The organism is Nonomuraea sp. NPDC003214 (assembly GCF_053590035.1).
In genome coordinates this window covers 544,162-559,445 of the sequence record NZ_JBSFSX010000005.1, presented here as the reverse complement: position 1 = coordinate 559,445, position 15,284 = coordinate 544,162, and the positions used below count along the sequence as shown (strand labels likewise).

At 75.3% G+C, this 15,284-nt stretch carries 18 protein-coding genes; 10 read left to right on the top strand and 8 right to left on the bottom strand.

Annotated elements, in window-relative coordinates; all coding sequences use genetic code 11:
- Positions 1–7: 7 nt before the first annotated feature.
- From ACWDXC_RS18345 to ACWDXC_RS18335, 3 genes are read right to left on the bottom strand one after another with little or no spacing between them, the layout of a single operon-like run.
- Positions 8–655: a bifunctional 4-hydroxy-2-oxoglutarate aldolase/2-dehydro-3-deoxy-phosphogluconate aldolase gene (locus tag ACWDXC_RS18345; protein ID WP_449983107.1), complete on the bottom strand. Its 648-nt coding sequence runs from the start codon at positions 653–655 to the stop codon at positions 8–10.
- Positions 656–698: 43 nt separating this feature from the next.
- Entirely contained in the window at positions 699–2,816 is a 2,118-nt protein-coding gene (locus ACWDXC_RS18340; protein ID WP_449983104.1) for an alpha-galactosidase, read from the bottom strand.
- A gap of 49 nt (positions 2,817–2,865) precedes the next feature.
- On the bottom strand, positions 2,866–3,507 hold the full coding sequence (locus ACWDXC_RS18335) for an NAD(P)-dependent oxidoreductase (protein WP_449983102.1): 642 nt from the start codon (positions 3,505–3,507) through the stop codon (positions 2,866–2,868).
- 97 nt (positions 3,508–3,604) lie between these two features.
- Here ACWDXC_RS18335 and ACWDXC_RS18330 point away from each other — a divergent pair, with 97 nt between their 5' ends.
- From ACWDXC_RS18330 to ACWDXC_RS18310, 5 genes are all read left to right on the top strand, one after another.
- Positions 3,605–4,018, top strand: a complete 414-nt coding sequence (locus tag ACWDXC_RS18330) for an ArsR/SmtB family transcription factor (protein ID WP_219516661.1) — start codon at positions 3,605–3,607, stop codon at positions 4,016–4,018.
- A complete protein-coding gene (locus tag ACWDXC_RS18325) occupies positions 4,018–4,917 on the top strand; it encodes a cation diffusion facilitator family transporter (RefSeq protein WP_364182449.1) in 900 nt (299 codons plus the stop codon). Before ACWDXC_RS18330 ends, ACWDXC_RS18325 begins: the two co-directional genes overlap by 1 nt.
- Positions 4,918–5,007: 90 nt before the next feature.
- Positions 5,008–5,442, top strand: coding sequence for an SRPBCC domain-containing protein (locus tag ACWDXC_RS18320; protein WP_449983098.1), 435 nt, complete (start codon positions 5,008–5,010; stop codon positions 5,440–5,442).
- On the top strand, positions 5,439–5,789 hold the full coding sequence (locus tag ACWDXC_RS18315) for an ArsR/SmtB family transcription factor (RefSeq protein WP_364182443.1): 351 nt from the start codon (positions 5,439–5,441) through the stop codon (positions 5,787–5,789). The genes ACWDXC_RS18320 and ACWDXC_RS18315 overlap by 4 nt, the downstream gene beginning before the upstream one ends.
- Complete coding sequence (locus tag ACWDXC_RS18310) at positions 5,786–6,298, top strand: SRPBCC family protein (RefSeq protein WP_357590979.1); 513 nt, start codon at positions 5,786–5,788, stop codon at positions 6,296–6,298. Before ACWDXC_RS18315 ends, ACWDXC_RS18310 begins: the two co-directional genes overlap by 4 nt.
- Here the strand turns inward: ACWDXC_RS18310 and ACWDXC_RS18305 are convergent.
- Positions 6,291–6,692: a hypothetical protein gene (locus tag ACWDXC_RS18305; protein ID WP_449983095.1), complete on the bottom strand. Its 402-nt coding sequence runs from the start codon at positions 6,690–6,692 to the stop codon at positions 6,291–6,293. The genes ACWDXC_RS18310 and ACWDXC_RS18305 overlap by 8 nt on opposite strands.
- A gap of 372 nt (positions 6,693–7,064) precedes the next feature.
- Between ACWDXC_RS18305 and ACWDXC_RS18300 the strand changes: the two genes are divergently transcribed.
- Both ACWDXC_RS18300 and ACWDXC_RS18295 read left to right on the top strand, forming a co-directional pair.
- Positions 7,065–8,063, top strand: a complete 999-nt coding sequence (locus tag ACWDXC_RS18300; RefSeq protein WP_449983093.1) for a hypothetical protein — start codon at positions 7,065–7,067, stop codon at positions 8,061–8,063.
- Between the two features lie 145 nt (positions 8,064–8,208).
- Entirely contained in the window at positions 8,209–9,408 is a 1,200-nt protein-coding gene (locus ACWDXC_RS18295; protein WP_449983090.1) for a cytochrome P450, read from the top strand.
- A 23-nt stretch (positions 9,409–9,431) separates the two neighbouring features.
- On the opposite strand, the gene ACWDXC_RS18290 is transcribed toward ACWDXC_RS18295, so the two are convergent.
- Complete coding sequence (locus tag ACWDXC_RS18290; RefSeq protein ID WP_449983088.1) at positions 9,432–10,550, bottom strand: FAD-dependent oxidoreductase; 1,119 nt, start codon at positions 10,548–10,550, stop codon at positions 9,432–9,434.
- Positions 10,551–10,643: 93 nt separating this feature from the next.
- Positions 10,644–11,228 carry a TetR/AcrR family transcriptional regulator gene (locus ACWDXC_RS18285; RefSeq protein ID WP_449983086.1) on the bottom strand — a complete coding sequence of 195 codons (585 nt, stop codon included), beginning with the start codon at positions 11,226–11,228 and terminating at the stop codon, positions 10,644–10,646.
- Between the two features lie 78 nt (positions 11,229–11,306).
- Here ACWDXC_RS18285 and ACWDXC_RS18280 point away from each other — a divergent pair, with 78 nt between their 5' ends.
- From ACWDXC_RS18280 to ACWDXC_RS18270, 3 genes are read left to right on the top strand one after another with little or no spacing between them, the layout of a single operon-like run.
- Positions 11,307–12,350 (top strand): hypothetical protein, encoded by a 1,044-nt coding sequence (locus ACWDXC_RS18280; protein ID WP_449983082.1) that lies wholly within the window; start codon positions 11,307–11,309, stop codon positions 12,348–12,350.
- A 13-nt stretch (positions 12,351–12,363) separates the two neighbouring features.
- Positions 12,364–12,537, top strand: coding sequence for a hypothetical protein (locus ACWDXC_RS18275; protein WP_449983079.1), 174 nt, complete (start codon positions 12,364–12,366; stop codon positions 12,535–12,537).
- The gene (locus ACWDXC_RS18270) at positions 12,534–13,409 is read left to right on the top strand and encodes a hypothetical protein (protein ID WP_449983076.1); all 876 of its coding nucleotides are present in this window, start codon (positions 12,534–12,536) and stop codon (positions 13,407–13,409) included. The genes ACWDXC_RS18275 and ACWDXC_RS18270 overlap by 4 nt, the downstream gene beginning before the upstream one ends.
- A gap of 20 nt (positions 13,410–13,429) precedes the next feature.
- On the opposite strand, the gene lexA is transcribed toward ACWDXC_RS18270, so the two are convergent.
- Both lexA and ACWDXC_RS18260 read right to left on the bottom strand, forming a co-directional pair.
- Entirely contained in the window at positions 13,430–14,089 is a 660-nt protein-coding gene (lexA, locus tag ACWDXC_RS18265; protein ID WP_449983073.1) for a transcriptional repressor LexA, read from the bottom strand.
- Positions 14,090–14,099: 10 nt separating this feature from the next.
- Positions 14,100–14,951 (bottom strand): TIGR03619 family F420-dependent LLM class oxidoreductase, encoded by an 852-nt coding sequence (locus ACWDXC_RS18260; RefSeq protein ID WP_449983070.1) that lies wholly within the window; start codon positions 14,949–14,951, stop codon positions 14,100–14,102.
- Between the last annotated feature and the right edge of the window lie 333 nt (positions 14,952–15,284).

The following is a 15,284-nucleotide window of genomic DNA, read 5'->3' as shown; positions in this document are numbered from 1 at the left end:
CTGAGGCTCAGCCCCGCTCCTCCAGGTGCTGCGCGACGACGCCGAGCAGCCGCCGGGCGCGGGAGGCGAGGGCGGCCAGGTCGCCGTCCGCGCAGGCGTCGCCGAGCAGCGGTGCGCCCATGCCGACGGCGCGGGCGCCCGCGCGCAGGTAGGCGGGCACGTCCTCGATCCGGACGCCGCCGGTCGGCACGAGCGGCACCTCCGGCAGCGGCGCGAGCACGTCCCTGACGTAGCCGGGGCCGCCCGCCGCTCTCACGGGGAACACCTTGACCAGGGCCGCCCCGCCCCGCCACGCCTGGAGGATCTCCGTCGGCGTGAACGCGCCCGGCACGACGGGGACGCCGAGCCTGCGCCCCTCCTCGATCACCTCGGGCAGAACCGCCGGGGTGATCAGGTAGCCCGCTCCGGCGCCGACGGCCTCCCGGGCGGCCTCGGCCGTCAGCACGGTGCCCGCGCCCACCGCGACCCCCTCGACCCCGCCCCGGGCGGCCCACCGGATCGCCTCCAGCGCCCCGGGCGTCGTCATCGTGACCTCGGCCGCCCGTACGCCGCCGCCGGCCAGCGTCGCCAGCACGGCGGCCAGGTGGCGCGACGCGGCGGCCCGGACGACGGCGATCACCGGGACGGCGGCCAGCGCCTCCTCCAGCCCGGTCACGCGGCGCCCCCGGAAGACGCGGCCCCGGTCATCGCGGCCCCGGTCATCGCGGCGCTTCCACGGCCGTGAGGTGGAGCAGCGCGGAGCGGTCCGGGAACAGGGGCGGCACCGCGATGCCGGAGGCGGCCAGCGCCGAGCCGGGCAGCACGGCGCCGCCGGACGTCCAGGCGGGGGCGGCCCCGTGGGAGTCGACGGGGACCAGGGGCCGGATGCGGTAGAGGGTGCCGGGGTCGAGGCCGGGCAGGCGGAGGAGACCGGGCGGCCAGGTGGCGGGGCGGTCGAGCAGCGCGATCTCGAAGAGGGCCGCGCGCCCGTCGGGGGCGACGACGCCGTGCGCCTCCACGCCGTCGGGCACGTCGTCGAGCCGGACCATGACGCCGCCGTGGAGCAGCTCGCGGTGCTCCTTGTGCAGGGCGATCCACCCGGCGAGCTCGGCGAGCTCGGCGTCGGTGAGCGCGGTGAGGTCCCATTCGACGCCGTAGTGGCCGAAGAACGCGGTGGCGGCGCGGAAGGCGAGGTCGTGGCGGCGGCCGGTGGTGTGGGAGCGGCCGGCGCCGATGTGGCTGCCGATGAGCTCGGGCGGCAGGAGCTGGGCGGTCCAGCGCATGATCTGGCGGCGTTCGGCCGGGTCGATGCAGTCGCTGGCCCACACGCGGTCGGTGCGTTCGAGGATGCCGAGGTCGACGCGGGCGCCGCCGGAGGAGCAGGACTCGATCTCCAGCCGGGGGTGGGCGGCGCGGATCTCGTCGAGCAGCCGGTAGACGGCGTGGGTCTGGGCGTGGACGGCGGCGCGGCCCTGCCGGTGGGGCGACCCGGCGTCGACGAGGTCGCGGTTGTGGTCCCACTTGACGAAGTCGAGCTCGTACTCGCCGACGAGGGCGAGCAGCCGTTCCTTGATGTGGGCGTACGCGGCGGGGTTGGTGAGGTCGAGCACCTGCTGGTGGCGGGCGGTGGGCGGCAGGCGGTCGCCGGTCCGCAGGATCCAGTCCGGGTGGGCGCGGGCGAGCTCGGAGTCCGGGTTGATCATCTCGGGCTCGAACCAGAGGCCGAACTGCATGCCGAGCTCCCTGACCCGCTTGACGAGCGGGTGCAGCCCGTCGGGCCAGACGGCCGGGTCGACGTGCCAGTCGCCGAGGCCGGCGCGGTCGTGGCGGCGGCCGAGGAACCAGCCGTCGTCGAGCACGAACCGCTCCACACCGACCCTGGCGGCGCGGGCGGCCAGGTCGAGCAGCCGGTCCAGGTCGTGGTCGAAGTAGACGGCCTCCCACGTGTTGAGCACCACGGGCCGGGGCGAGGCCGGGTGGGCGGGACGGGCGCGCAGGTGGTCGTGGAAGCGGCGGGCCGCCTCGTCCAGGCCGCGCCCGTACGTGGCGTGGATCCAGGGCGTCCGGTACGTGTCGCCGGGGGCGAGGACGATCTCGCCGGGCAGCAGCAGCTCGCCGCCGCCGATCAAGGTGCGGCCGGTGGCGGTGCGCTCGGCGTAGTGGCGGTGGCCGCCGCTGAAGCCGACGTGCAGCCCCCACGCCTCGCCGCGCCGGAAGCCGAGGTCGGCGGTGCCGGCGAACAGGACGGTGGCGGCGTCGGCGCCGGTGCGTCCGCGCCGGTTCTCCCGCAGGTGGGCGCCGACGGTGAGCGGGCGGCGTTGCGGGACGCGTTCCTTGGACCAGCGTCCCGCCTGGTCGAGCACGTCGGTGGCGTGCCCGGGGACCGGGAGGGCCAGGTTGAGCGCGTCGAGCGTGTAGGGCAGGTCGTGCTCGTTGCGCAGCTCGGCGCGGGCGCGCAGCAGCCCGTACGGGTCGAGCTCGGCGGTGAGGGCGAGGGCGAGGCGGGCGTGCGGGTCGGCGGCGGTGACGGTGAGGCGCCGCCCGGCCGTCTCGCAGGTGACGGCGGTGAACGCGGGCGACCAGTTCTCGCCCTGGTGGTGGCCGGACAGGCCGGGCAGGCCGGCCCAGCCGGTGCGCGCCTCGGGGACGAGCGCCGTGCGGATCGGCGCGTCGGAGGTCTGGTCGGGGCGCGGCCGCAGCTCGGCGGCCAGGTGCTCCAGGGCGTCGTCGGCGAGCGGGCCGAGGTCGGGCCCCCAGTGCAGGATCGCGGGCAGGGCGTCGGGCGGGCATTCGAGGACCACGGACACGCCGGCGGCCCTGAAGTGGTGGAGGTGCATGGGGCGCTTTCTGCTGGACGGTGCCTGCTGGACGTGCCGAGATCGTACGTCAGCGGCGCGGCCCGGCGACCCCGATGGCCCGCCTCACGGTGAACGGGTCCGGCAGCATGTCGAGCATCGCCCTGGCCAGGTCGCCGCGCGTCATGGAGCCGGGCACGTTGGCGTCCACGGCGCTGCGGTAGCGGCCGGTCGCGGGCTTGCCGGTCAGCCGGGGAGGCCGCAGCACGGTCCAGTCGGCGGTGCTCGCGGCCAGGGTCCGCTCCATGCGTTCGAGGTCGGCGTACACGGTGCCGAAGACGGCGCGGACGGCGGGCATGCCGAGCCTGCGCCACAGCAGCGACTCCCCGGCGCCGGTGCGCAGCACCGGCTGGGCGCTGAGGGCGAGCACGCGGCGGACGCCGGTGGCGTCCATGGCCGTCAGGATGGCGGCGATGCCGGCCGAGCACACCCGCGAGGTGTCGTTGCGGCTGTTGGGCCCGAGGGCGGACAGGACGGCGTCGCTGCCGGTCAGGAGGGGTTCGAGGGTGCGCGGGGCGAAGACGTCGGCGGTGGCGATCTCCAGCGCGGGGTGGGAGAGCGGCAGCCTGGCCGGGTCGCGGACGGCGGCGACGACCTCGTGGCCCGCGGTCAGGGCGCGCTGGACGACGGCCCTGCCGGTGCCGCCGGTGGCGCCGAAGACGGTGATCCTCACGCCGACGATGCTAGCCAACCGATTCATCGGCCGGTGAAATGCGCTGCCGCGAACCGGGGGTTGACAGTCGTTCCGCGCTCTTCGCTATCTTGTACATATGAACACCTCTTCAGATGAAGGCATCTTGATGGTGGACGGGTGCGCCGTCAAGGTCGTCGACGCCGACCGGGTGAGCGCCGTGCGCGAGCGGATGCCGGCCGCCGAGGACGTGACCGACACCGCCGACGTCTTCGGCCTGCTGGCCGACCCCAACCGGCTGCGGCTGCTGGTCGCGCTGCTGGACGGCGAGCTGTGCGTGTGCGACCTGGCGGCAGTGACCGGCCAGAGCGAGTCGGCCGTCTCCCACGCGCTGCGGCTGCTGCGCGCGCACCGCATCGTGGCGGCACGCCGTTCCGGCCGGATGGCGTACTACCGTCTGGAGGACCCGCACGTACGGATGCTGCTCGACGTGGCGCTCGCGCACACCGAGCACACCGAGGCCATCCACCCCGAGCGCGACGGGAGGTCGTGATGGGCTCCGGCCACGGGCACGGGCACGCGGCGGGCCGCCACCGCTGGCGGCTGGCCGTCTCGTTCGTGCTGATCGGCGTCTTCTTCGTCGTCGAGCTCGTCTTCGGCCTGCTGTCGGGCTCGCTGTCGCTGCTGTCGGACGCCGGGCACATGGCCGCCGACGTGGTCACGCTCGGCGCGGCGCTGGTCGCCACCCGCATCGCCACCCGTCCCGACACGACCGGCCGGCGCAGCTACGGCTCCTATCGGGCCGAGGTGTTCGCCTCGCTGCTGGCCGTCGTCATGATGCTGGGCGTCGCGCTCTACGTGGTGATCGAGGCCATCGGACGCATCGGCGAGCGGGCCGAGGTGTCGTCCGGGCCGATGATGATCGTCGGCGCGATCGGCCTGCTGGTCAACCTGGTGGCGCTGCTCCTGCTGCGCTCCGGCGCGGGCGAGAGCCTCAACGTGCGCGGCGCGTACCTGGAGGTGGTCGCCGACACGGCCGGCTCGGTCGGCGTGATCGTCGCGGGCTGGCTGGTGTCGGCCACCGGCCAGCCGTTCTGGGACACGTTCGTCGCCCTGGCCATCGGCCTGTTCGTCGCCGTGCGCGCCGTCTCCCTGGGCCGCCAGGTCTTCGCCGTGCTCGGCCAGCACGTGCCCGAGGGCGTCGACCCCGACGCCGTGGCCGCCGACCTGTCCGCCATCGAGGGCGTACGGGATGTGCACGACCTGCACCTGTGGACGCTCACCTCGGGCATGAACGTGGCCACCGCCCACCTGGTCACCGCCGAGCCGGCCGACCACCACGCCGTCCTGGACCAGGCGCGCGACGTGCTCAGCCGGCGTCACCACATCGCCCACGCAACCCTCCAGGTCGAGCCCGCCGACCACCGGGGCTGTGACGAGGTCGGCTGGTGAACATGCGCAACCTTTGGTTGCGCGATCCGTGCCGTACGCGCTAGCCTTACACGCAACCAAAGGTTGCACGTAAGGTCTGGAGAGATCAGCATGGAGTACGGCAGCATCGAACGCGAGATCCACGTCGACGCCACCCCCGAGGTCGTCTTCGAGGTCGTCAGCCGCCCCGAGCACATCTCCCGCTGGTGGAGCGACGACGCCTCGATCGAGCCCGTCCCCGGCGCGACCGGCGAGCTCATCTGGGGCGACCGCGAGCAGGTCGCCCCCATCACCGTGGTGACCGCCGAGCCGCCCCGGCTGTTCGCCTTCCGCTGGTGCGAGACCGGGTCGGCCTCGCTGCTCGTCACCTTCGAGCTCACCCCGGCGGGCGCGGGCACGCTGATCCGGCTCACCGAGACCGGCTTCCGCGAGCTGGGCTGGGAGGCCGCCAAGCTGGCGGAGTGCCACCGCGACCACAGCCAGGGCTGGGACACGTTCGTGCCCCGGCTCGGCGAGTACGTCACGCGCCTGGTGGCCACGCCGTGACGGCGGCCGTCGACGACGAGCTGTGGTCGGCCGTCGGCGACCCGACCCGGCGGCGCATCCTCGACCTGCTCCTGGCCGACGGCCACGGCACCGCCACCAGCCTCAGCGAGCGGCTGCCCGTGACCCGCCAGGCGATCACCAAGCACCTCGGCACGCTGGACCGCGCCGGGCTGGTGCACGCCTCGCCCGCCGGGCGGGAGAGGAAGTATCGGGTGGACGAGGCGCAACTGGCCCGGGCCGTCGCCCAGCTCTCCTCCGTCGGCGCGGCGTGGGACGCCAGGCTCCGGCGCATCAAGCGCATCGCCGAGGAGATCCAGCGCACCGCGGACCGTACGGAGGGATCATGACCGATCAGGGCACGACCATCACCCTGGAGCTGCCCCGGCCGCCCGCCGAGGTGTTCGCCGCCGTCCTCGACGTGCGCGGCTGGTGGTCGAGGAACGTCACCGGCGCCACCGCCGCCGAGGGCGACGAGTTCGGCTACGAGGTGCCCGGCGTCCACCGGTGCCGCATCCGGCTCACCGAGGTCGTCCCCGGCCGGCGCGTGGTCTGGCGCGTCCTCGACAACGCCTTCTCCTTCACCGAGGACCAGGCGGAGTGGACCGGGACCGAGATCCGCTTCGAGATCTCCGGCCCCGGCGACGGCCCGGCCGAGCTGCGCTTCACCCATGTCGGGCTGCTGCCGGAGTTCGAGTGTTACGAGGTCTGCCACCGGAGCTGGGGCTTCTACGTGGGCCACAGCCTGCGCGAGCTCGTCACCACCGGCGTGGGGCGGCCCAACGAGGTGACCGACGGCGCCGACGTGCTCGGCCCCCGGATCGACGCCGCCCTGCTGGGCTCGCCCGCCGTCACCTGAGCCGGTCGGCGGCGACGGCGGCGCTGACCGTGACGCCGCCGGACTGCGACGCCGCCACCTTCAGCGTGCCGCCCGCCTCGGCGAACGCGGCACGCATCCGGGCCTCGGGCAGTGGCGTCCCGTCCGCCGCGCCGCTCGCCTCGAAGCTGACCGTCAGGCGCAGCCCGGACGCCGCCAGCGTGACGGCCAGCGACACCACGGGGACCGGGTCGTGCGCCTCGGCGGCCGACAGCACCAGGCGGACGACCGACAGCGCCGCCTCGCTCGCGCGCGGCGGCACGGCCCCGGCCGGCAGCGCCCACACCTCGGCCGCCGAGCCGGTACGGTCCGTCCACAGGGCGAGCTCGGCCTGGATTTCCCCGGCCAGGCCCTGCCCTTTCGCGCGCACGTTCATGCCCACCGCGCATTCCCCCGACGATCAATGGCAACTTTCTCGCGCAACCTATCAATCACCGGGCTGTGACCATAAGTCCATAAATGCGTCACATATCGCTCATTTTCCGCCAGGTCAGGGGTGTGGTCGGGGATGGCAATGTCCTCCCCAGAAGGTCGCCGTACGCCGCGTGGCGCGCTGACCGGCTTTGCCCGGGTATGCCATCGTGACTCGTCCCAGCAGCCGCCCCCCGGGAGGCCGTCGCTCGGCCGTCCCAGGCCCTGACCGGCGTGCCGCGCGCCACGCTCGTGGCCGGGCCCGGTTCGGCGGATCACGATCCCACACCCGCGGCGCGCTCGCGCCCGACCACGAGGAAGGCTGGCCAGCGTAAGCATGACCGGCAGGCGACACACCCCGACCGACCTCACCACCCCCGACGCGGCCACGGGGGCGGCCCCCAGCGTGGCCACCGGCGCGGCCACCGGGGCGGCCACCAGCGTGGCCACCGGTGCGGCCACCGGCGCGAGCCTCGACGCGGCCACCGAGGCGGCCACCGGCGCGGTCGCCGGGGCGCGTACGGGCGCGGCCGTCCGCGCGGATGCCGTCCCGGACCCGGACGCGCCCGGGAAGTGGCGGGGGCGGGTGAGCGTCGTGCAGGTGGCCGGGGGCGCGATGGCCGCGCTCACGGCGGCGGTGGCGGCCTCGTGGCTCGGCGTGGCGGGCACGGTGATCGGCGCGGCGGTCATGAGCGTGGCCACCACGGTCGGCACCGAGCTGTACACCCACTACCTGCGCCGCACCCGCGCCAAGGTCAGGCAGCACACCGTCACCGGCAGGCGGCACCGCCCGTCGGACCGGGCCCGCCCCTCCGGCCCAGCCCATCCCTCGGACCAGGCCCACCCCACGGACCAGGCCCCGGCGGGGCGGGTGGGGTGGCTCCGGCTGGGCGGGGCGGCGGCGCTGGTGTTCACGCTCAGCTTCGGCGGCATCCTGATCTACCAGGCGATCGCCGGGCAGACGGTGTCCGAGCAGCTCAAGGGCGCGACGGAAGGCAAGGCCGTGCCCGCCGGCCGGGACGCCGGCAAGGACCGCCGCACCGAGCCCGCCCTGCGCCACTCCCGCCCGTACCCGGTCTCGCCGACGCCGTCGGGCTCCCCGTCGCCCACGCCGTCCGCGACCGGCCCGCTGGCCACGCCGTCGGCGTCCGCGACCGTGACCGCCACCGCCCCCTCCCCCACGGACGCGCCCACCGACCGGCCGGCCGCGCCGCCCGCCCAGGAGCCCACCGACCGGCCCGCCACGCCGCCGCCGACCGGCGCCGAGCCCACCGAGCCGCCGCCGCCCGCCCCCTCGCCGTCCGCCCCGCTGTCCGGTTTGCTCCCCTTCCCATGAGCGACCGCCCTTCCATGAGCGACCGCGCGGATCTCGTACGTACGCGAAAACACCCCGCACGGGCAGGGGCCCCGGCTGCCAAGGCGGGGTAAGGACCTGGGGTGGCCGCCCCACGCCGACGCGGATCTACGACCAAGGAGAGGCGATGGCCGACTTCGCCGAACGGTACGGAATCCCCGAACAGCACTTCTGGCTGCACGGCCCGCGCTCGGGCCCGCCCGTCGAGTTCGACCCCGCCTCGGGGATGTGGAACGTCTACGGCTACCCGGAGCTGCACGAGGTTCTCGGCGACCCCGCGACGTTCTCCTCCGACACCATGCGGGTGGTGCCGAAGGGCCTGGTGCCCGAGGTCGAGGAGTTCTCGCTCGACGGCTTCATCACACAGATCGACCCGCCGGCGCACGGCAAGCTGCGCAGGCTGGTCAGCAGCGCCTTCACCCGCAAGATCGTCGCGGATCTGGAGCCGCGCATCGCCGCCCTCACCCACGAGCTGCTGGACGCGGCCCGCGAGCGCGGCCGGCTGGAGCTGGTGACCGACCTGGCCTACCCGCTGCCGGTCATCGTCATCGCCGAGCTGCTCGGGGTGCCCGCCACCGACCGGGCGCTGTTCAAGCGGTGGGCCGACGCGCTGTTCCAGCGTGACACCAAGGTCTCGCTCACCGAGCCCGACGAGAGGCAGCTCGCGCAGCGACAGGAGTCGCTGCGCCCGTGGAAGGAGATGTCGGACTACCTCGCCGGTCACGCGGCCGAGCGCCGGGCCCGGCCGCGCGGCGACCTGCTGAGCCTGCTGGTGGAGGCGGAGGTCGACGGCGAGCGCCTGCCCGACACCCAGGTGGTGAACTTCGCGATCGTCCTGCTGCTGGCCGGGCACGTCACCACGACGATGCTGCTCGGCAACACGGTGCTCTGCCTGGACGCGTTCCCGGAGCAGCAGGAGCGGGCGCGGGCCGACCGGTCGACGATCCCGGCCGTGATCGAGGAGTCGCTGCGTTACCTCACGCCGTTCGCCGCGCTCGGCCGCGCCACGACCCGGGAGGCCGAGCTGGGCGGCGTGAAGATCCCCGCCGACCAGCTCGTCATGGCGTGGCTGGGGTCGGCCAACCGCGACCCGAGGCAGTTCCCCGATCCGGACATGTTCGATCCGGGCCGCGACCCGAACCCGCATCTGGCGTTCGGCCGGGGCATCCACTTCTGCCTGGGCGCGCCGCTGGCCAGGCTGGAGGGGCGGGTCGCGCTGAACATCCTGCTCGACCGCCTCCCGTCCCTGCGCACCGACCCGGACGACCCCCCGGAGCTGATGCCGACCCCGACCATGACAGGCGTACGCCGTCTCGCCCTGGCCTGACCTCCGGCGCAAGCGGGGGCGCGTCAGCCTGTCGCGGGCGCCGGTTCCACGTTCGGGAAGGAGCCGTCGCCGAAGAGGATGCGGGCCGCCAGGGCGCGTCCGGCGCGCCCGCGCAGGGCGGCCACGGCGGCCTCCGCCGCGACCGGCGACCGGATGCCGGCGAAGGCGCGGCGCAGCATCAGCCGGGTCCGGTACCGGGCGCGCAGCGCGGCGCCGTCGTACCGCTCCAGCTCGCGCCGGTCGCCGGTGCGCAGGTAGGCGGCGGTGACGGAGGCGGCCAGGGCCGCCATCCGCAGGCACGGGTCCAGGCCGCCCGCCGTCAGCGGCGACACCGCGCCGGCCGCGTCGCCGACGAGCAGCCCGGCGGGGCACGCGAGCCGGCGCAGCACGCCGCCGACCGGGATCGGGCCGCCGCGCCGCTCGACCGGCCCGGCCGGGTCGGCGCGGCCGGGCGCGCCTGCGGCGAACGCGTCCAGCAGGTGGCGTACGCCGGCGCGCATCGCGTCCGGGCGGCCCGCGACGCCCACGTGGGCGTGGCGGCCGTCGTCGATGACCCACCCCAGGTAGCCGGGGGCGATCCTGGGGTCGAGCACGCAGTGGAACGCCGGGACGGTTGTGCCGGACGCGACCGGGTGGACGAGCTCGGCGCCGACGAGGAAGCGCCGGTTGACGTCGAGGCCGAGGTCGCGGGCCACCTGGGAGCGGGCGCCGTCCGCGCCGACGACGAACCGGGCCGCCACCGGCTCCGCCCCCTCGAACCGCGCCACTCCCGCCCGCACGCCGCGGAACCGTGCGCCCAGCCGGACCTGCGCCCCGGCCGACTCGGCCTCGCGGCGCGCGTGCTCGTACACGCCGGCCATGTCGGCGACCCGGTACTCGTCGCGGTCGCTGGTGAGGCGGATCGGCGCCCGCCGCGACGGCGGGTACAGCAGCACGTCGCGTACGCCGGGCCCGAGCAGGTGGTCCGGCAGGTCGAAGTCGTCGAGGGTGCGGCGTACGAAGATGCCGGTCGTGCGGATGCCGGCCGTCAGCGTCCTGCGGCGCTCGGTCACCAGCACGTCCAGCCCCTGCCGGGCGAGCAGCCGGGCGGTGCTCAGCCCGGCCAGGCCCGCGCCCACGACCAGGGCGTCCACTGTCTGCATACCCTGCGACGCTAGGGGCGGCGCCCGGCCGGGGCGATGGTTTGCACGGTAACCGCCCGATACCTCCACAGGGCCGCCACATGCGGGGCGGCGTCAGGGCGGGGCGTCGAGGCTGCCGACGATGAGGGCGGTCAGCGCCTCGGCGGCGTCGGCGGCGCTGGCGCGGCCCTGGTTCAGCTCGGCGGCCAGCGCGTCGGCCGCGCCGAGCACCCCGGCGCAGCGCAGCCGTAGCGCCTCGGGCGGGAGTCCGGTGTGGGGGCGCAGGGCGGTGGCCATCAGCTCCGCGTAGTCGTCGAACAGGTCGCGTTCGATCGCCTCCATCTCCGGGTTGCCCTTGAGCGCGGCGGAGACGGCGTGCCATTCGGGCATGTCGGTGGCGCAGGCGAAGTAGGCGGCGCTCAGGACTCGGGCGATCTCGCCGGGGACGGCCGGGGCGCCGCGCAGGGCCTCCTCCGAGGCTGCCCGGTGGCGCTCGTCGAGCCGCCGGTAGAGCGCGATGAGCAGGCCGGGCCGGGTGCCGAAGTGGTCGTAGACGATCGGCCTGCTCACCCCGGCGGCCTCGGCCAGGCTCAGCAGCGTGAGGCCGTCGGTGCCGTGGGCGCGCACGATCGCCAGGGCGGTGTCGAGCAGCTGCTCGCGCCGGGCCTGCTTGGACAGGCGGGTGGATCCGGTGGTCATCGTCCTCCTTGCGTCGCCGCCCCAGCCTAAGCTACAAAATGTAAGTTACAGAATGTAGGTTAGTGAGAGGACACCCCCGTGGAACACTCCGTACTCATCCTGGGCGGCTCCGGGCAGGCAGGCTCGGCGACCGCTGCCCTCCTGCGCCGATGGCATCCCGGCCTGCCGCTGACGATCGCCGGCCGTGACCTCGGCCGCGCCCGCCGGGTCGCCGACGACCTGGGGGCCGCGACCGCCGTCACCGCCGACCTGGACCGGAGCGATCTCGGCCTCGCGGACGACGCCGCCCACTCGGCGGTCGTGGCGACCGTGTGGGACAGCCGCCTGCACGGCCTGCGTTACGCGCAGGAGCGCGGCCTGCCGTACCTCAGCATCTCCAGCGGCCTCGTCGACATCGGGCCCGAGGTCGTCGCCGCCGCCGCGCGGCCGGGCGCGGCGCCGGTCCTGCTCGCCAGCCACTGGTACGCCGGGCTCGTCGTCCTGGCCGTGCTCGACCTCGCCCGGGAGTTCGGCAGGCTCGACAGCATCCGGGTCGGCGGCGTGCTGGACGAGCTCGACAGCGGCGGACCGGCGGCGGCGACCGACCTGGAGCGCCTGCTGGCCGCCACCTCCTCCGGGTACGTCCGCCGCGACGGCGTCTTCCACTGGGTCCCCGGCGCCGAGGCGCAGACCGAGGTCACCAGCGCCGACGGCACCGTGCTGCCCGCCCAGTACGTCCCCATCCCCGACGTGCCCAGCCTGGCCCTCGCGACGGGGGCGCCCGACGTCGGCTTCGCGTTCGCGTTCGGCGAATCCTCGGGCAGGCGGCGCGGTGGGCCGCCGTCCACCGAGGTCAGGATCGACCTCGGCGGCGTGGACCACGCGAGCGCGCCGCTCACGACCAGCCACTACCTCCTCCACCCCGAGGGACAGCGCCCGCTGACCGCGCTCGGCATCGCCCTCGGCGTCGAACGGCTGCTCGGCCTGCGCGGCGACCCCGTGCCGCCCGGCCTCCACACGCCCGAGTCGCTGATCGACCCCGGCTACGCGGCCGGGCGGATGGCGGAGATCGGCGTCACCTTGACCACGGCCGAGACTTCCGCTGACTCCGCCGATCGAGAATCGCGGAGGGCGCACCCGTGAGATGATCTAGTTCATGATGGGTCTGTCAGGCACGGGCCGCCCTGCCGGGCTCGCCCGGGCGTCGGCTGACGGCGCCGCCACGAGGTCCGACGGCGCGCCCCTGCCCGGGTCCGGCGCGCGACCGCGCGCCGGCGCCATGCCCGATGCGGGCGCGGGCGCGGGTGCGGGCGCGGTGGTCGCGTCGTGACGCGCGCCGCCGACCCCGACCTCACCAGCGTCGGGCGGATCGACGGCCTGCGCCCCGGCCAGGTCCCCGCCGCCGACGTCGAGCTGATCGACGGGCTCGACCCGCTGACGTGGCAGGTGGCCGTGGCCTGGCTCCAGGGCCGCCCGTCGGCGGCCCGGCGCCGCACCTGCCTGCGCGTCCTCGCCTCGTGGCTGCGCTGGCTGTACGCGGCCGAACCGGCGCTCGAACCTCTCGCGGCCACCGGGTCCCACCTGGACGCCTACTGCTACACCGCGCTCACCACCGGCGTCGGCCCCGCCGGCAGGCCGCTGGCCAAGGCGACCGTCGCCGGCAGGCGCACCGTCCTGGCCTCCTTCCACGCCTTCGCCGAGGCGTCCGGCGCGACCCGGGCCCGGCGCTCCGCCGACGGCGCACCGCCGCTCACCCCGGCCGAGCGGCGGCTGCTGCGCGGCGGCGTCGCCCGGCTGGCCGAGGACGGCAGGGCGGCCGAAGCCCTGGCCGTCGCGCTGCTGGAGGCCACCGGCGCGTCGGTCGACGCGCTGGCCGCGCTCACCGTCCACGACATCCACGCGCTGCCCGGCGGCGAACACCCCCTCGTGCTCGTCCTGCACGGCGAGCCCGACGGGCCCGTCGCGTACCCGATCCCGCCGCGCGCCCGCCCGCTGCTGCGCGAGCTGTGCGGCGGCCGGGCCGCCGGCGAGCCCTTGATCACCGGCCCCCACGGGCGCGACGTCGACGCGCGCTGGGTCACCGCCGCGCTCACCGACGCCGCGCTGGCCGCCGGATTACCCCGGCACCGGGCCGAACTCCTGCACCCGGGCCTGCTCCGGGCCGTCACGGTGACCGAGTTCGCCCGCTCGCACAGCTCCTGACACCGCCCAGAGACGGCTGCTCAGACGCTGCGCAGGACCGACACCACGATGCCCAGCACCACCGCGTCGTCGCCGTCGATGACCTCGTACGCGGGATTGCGCGGCTCCAGGTAGACGTGCCCGCCGCGCCGGCGGAACACCTTGACCGTGGCCTCCCCGTCGATCATCGCCGCGACGATCTGGCCCGAGTGCGCCTCGGGCTGCTGCCGTACGACGACGAGGTCGCCGTCGCAGATCGCGGCGTCGACCATCGAATCGCCCCGCACCCGCAGGCCGAACACGTTGCCGCGCCCGGTGAGGTCGCGCGGCAGCGTCAGCGTGTCGTCCAGGCGCTCGTCCGCCAGGATCGGCGCGCCCGCCGCGATGTCGCCCACCACCGGCACGCTCACCAGGTCGCGCGCCTGCTCAGGCGCCGCCCCGTGCAGGAACATCCGCACGTCGATCGGCCTGCTCACCGACGACCCGCGCGTCAGGAACCCCTTCTCCTCCAGGCTCCGCAGATGCTTCGACACCGCCGACGACGACCGCAGCCCCACCGCCCGGCCGAGCTCCCGGGTGCTCGGCGGGTAGCCGTGCCTGACCACCCAGTCGCGGATCGTGGCCAGGATGCGCTGCTGGCGCGGCGGCAGGGCCGAGACGTTCAGATGCTCGAACAGGTCGGGATCGTCGTAGGCGGTCACGTGCGAAATGCTAGGGCAGGAAACCGCACCGCTCGGCGAACGCCGACAGTTCCTCGCGCTGCTCGCCCGGATCGGTGGCCGACGAGCTCACCACCAGCCGCGTCACCCCCTGCCCGGCCAGCTCCGCGACACGCTCCCCGGACATGCCGATCGACCCGAACCGCGTGTACTCCAGCGCGTCCGGATCGCGGCCCGCCGCCGCGGCCGTCTCGCGGGCCAGCTCCCACTGCGCCGCCCGCTCCTCCGGCCCCAGCGCGCCGCCCGCGAAGTAGCCGTCCCCCCGCAGCCCCGCCCGCCGCGCCGCCGCCCGCGACGATCCCCCCACGTGGATCGGCAGCCGCCCGGCGGGCTTCGGATAACTGCACAACGCCTCGAACGAGAAGAACTCCCCGGCGAACCCCACCCCCTCCGCCCCGCCCTCCCACAGCAGCCGCAGCACGTCGATCGCCTCGTCAGCGCGCCGCCCCCGCGTCCGGAACTCCACCCCCACTGCCTCGGCCTCCCCCGGCAGCGCCCCCACCCCCACCGTGAGCAGCCGCATCCGGCCCTTCGACAGCACGTCCACCGTGGCCAGCCGCTTGGCCAGGATCACCGGATGGTGGTACGGCACCAGCAGCACCCCGGTGCCCAGCAGGATCCGCTCCGTCGCCGCCGCCACGAACGCCAGCGCGTCCAGCGGGTCCACGTACGGCAGCGTCGGCGGCAGCTCGAACGCCCCCACCTTGGCGCCCGGGTACAGCACGACGTGCTCGGGCAGGTACAGCGACTCGAACCCGCACTCCTCCGCCAGCCTGGCGAACCCCGCCAGCTTGTCAGGATCGACCCCCTGATGCGGCGTCCCATAGCTGATCCCGAACTTCATCGCCCAACCCCCGATCACCGCCGCGCCCCGCGCGGCCCGCCCGAACCCCGCCACGCTAAAACCCTGACACTGACGACAAGTCAATCCCGCCCGCTGCCGCGAGAAGCCCCCTTCCCAACCCCCGCACCAGACCCGCCCCACCTGGAGACAACTGCGAGGACCCGCCTCCGGCCACGGCCCACCGGGGCGGCATGCGGGCGCGCCCGAACCGACCACACCGGGAGGGCGAGGGCTGCGGGGGGGCGCGACCCCGGGCGCCTGCCGGGAGCAGCCCACCGGCGGCGGCATTGCGGACGCGCCCGAACCGACCCACCGGAGGCGGCATGCGGAACG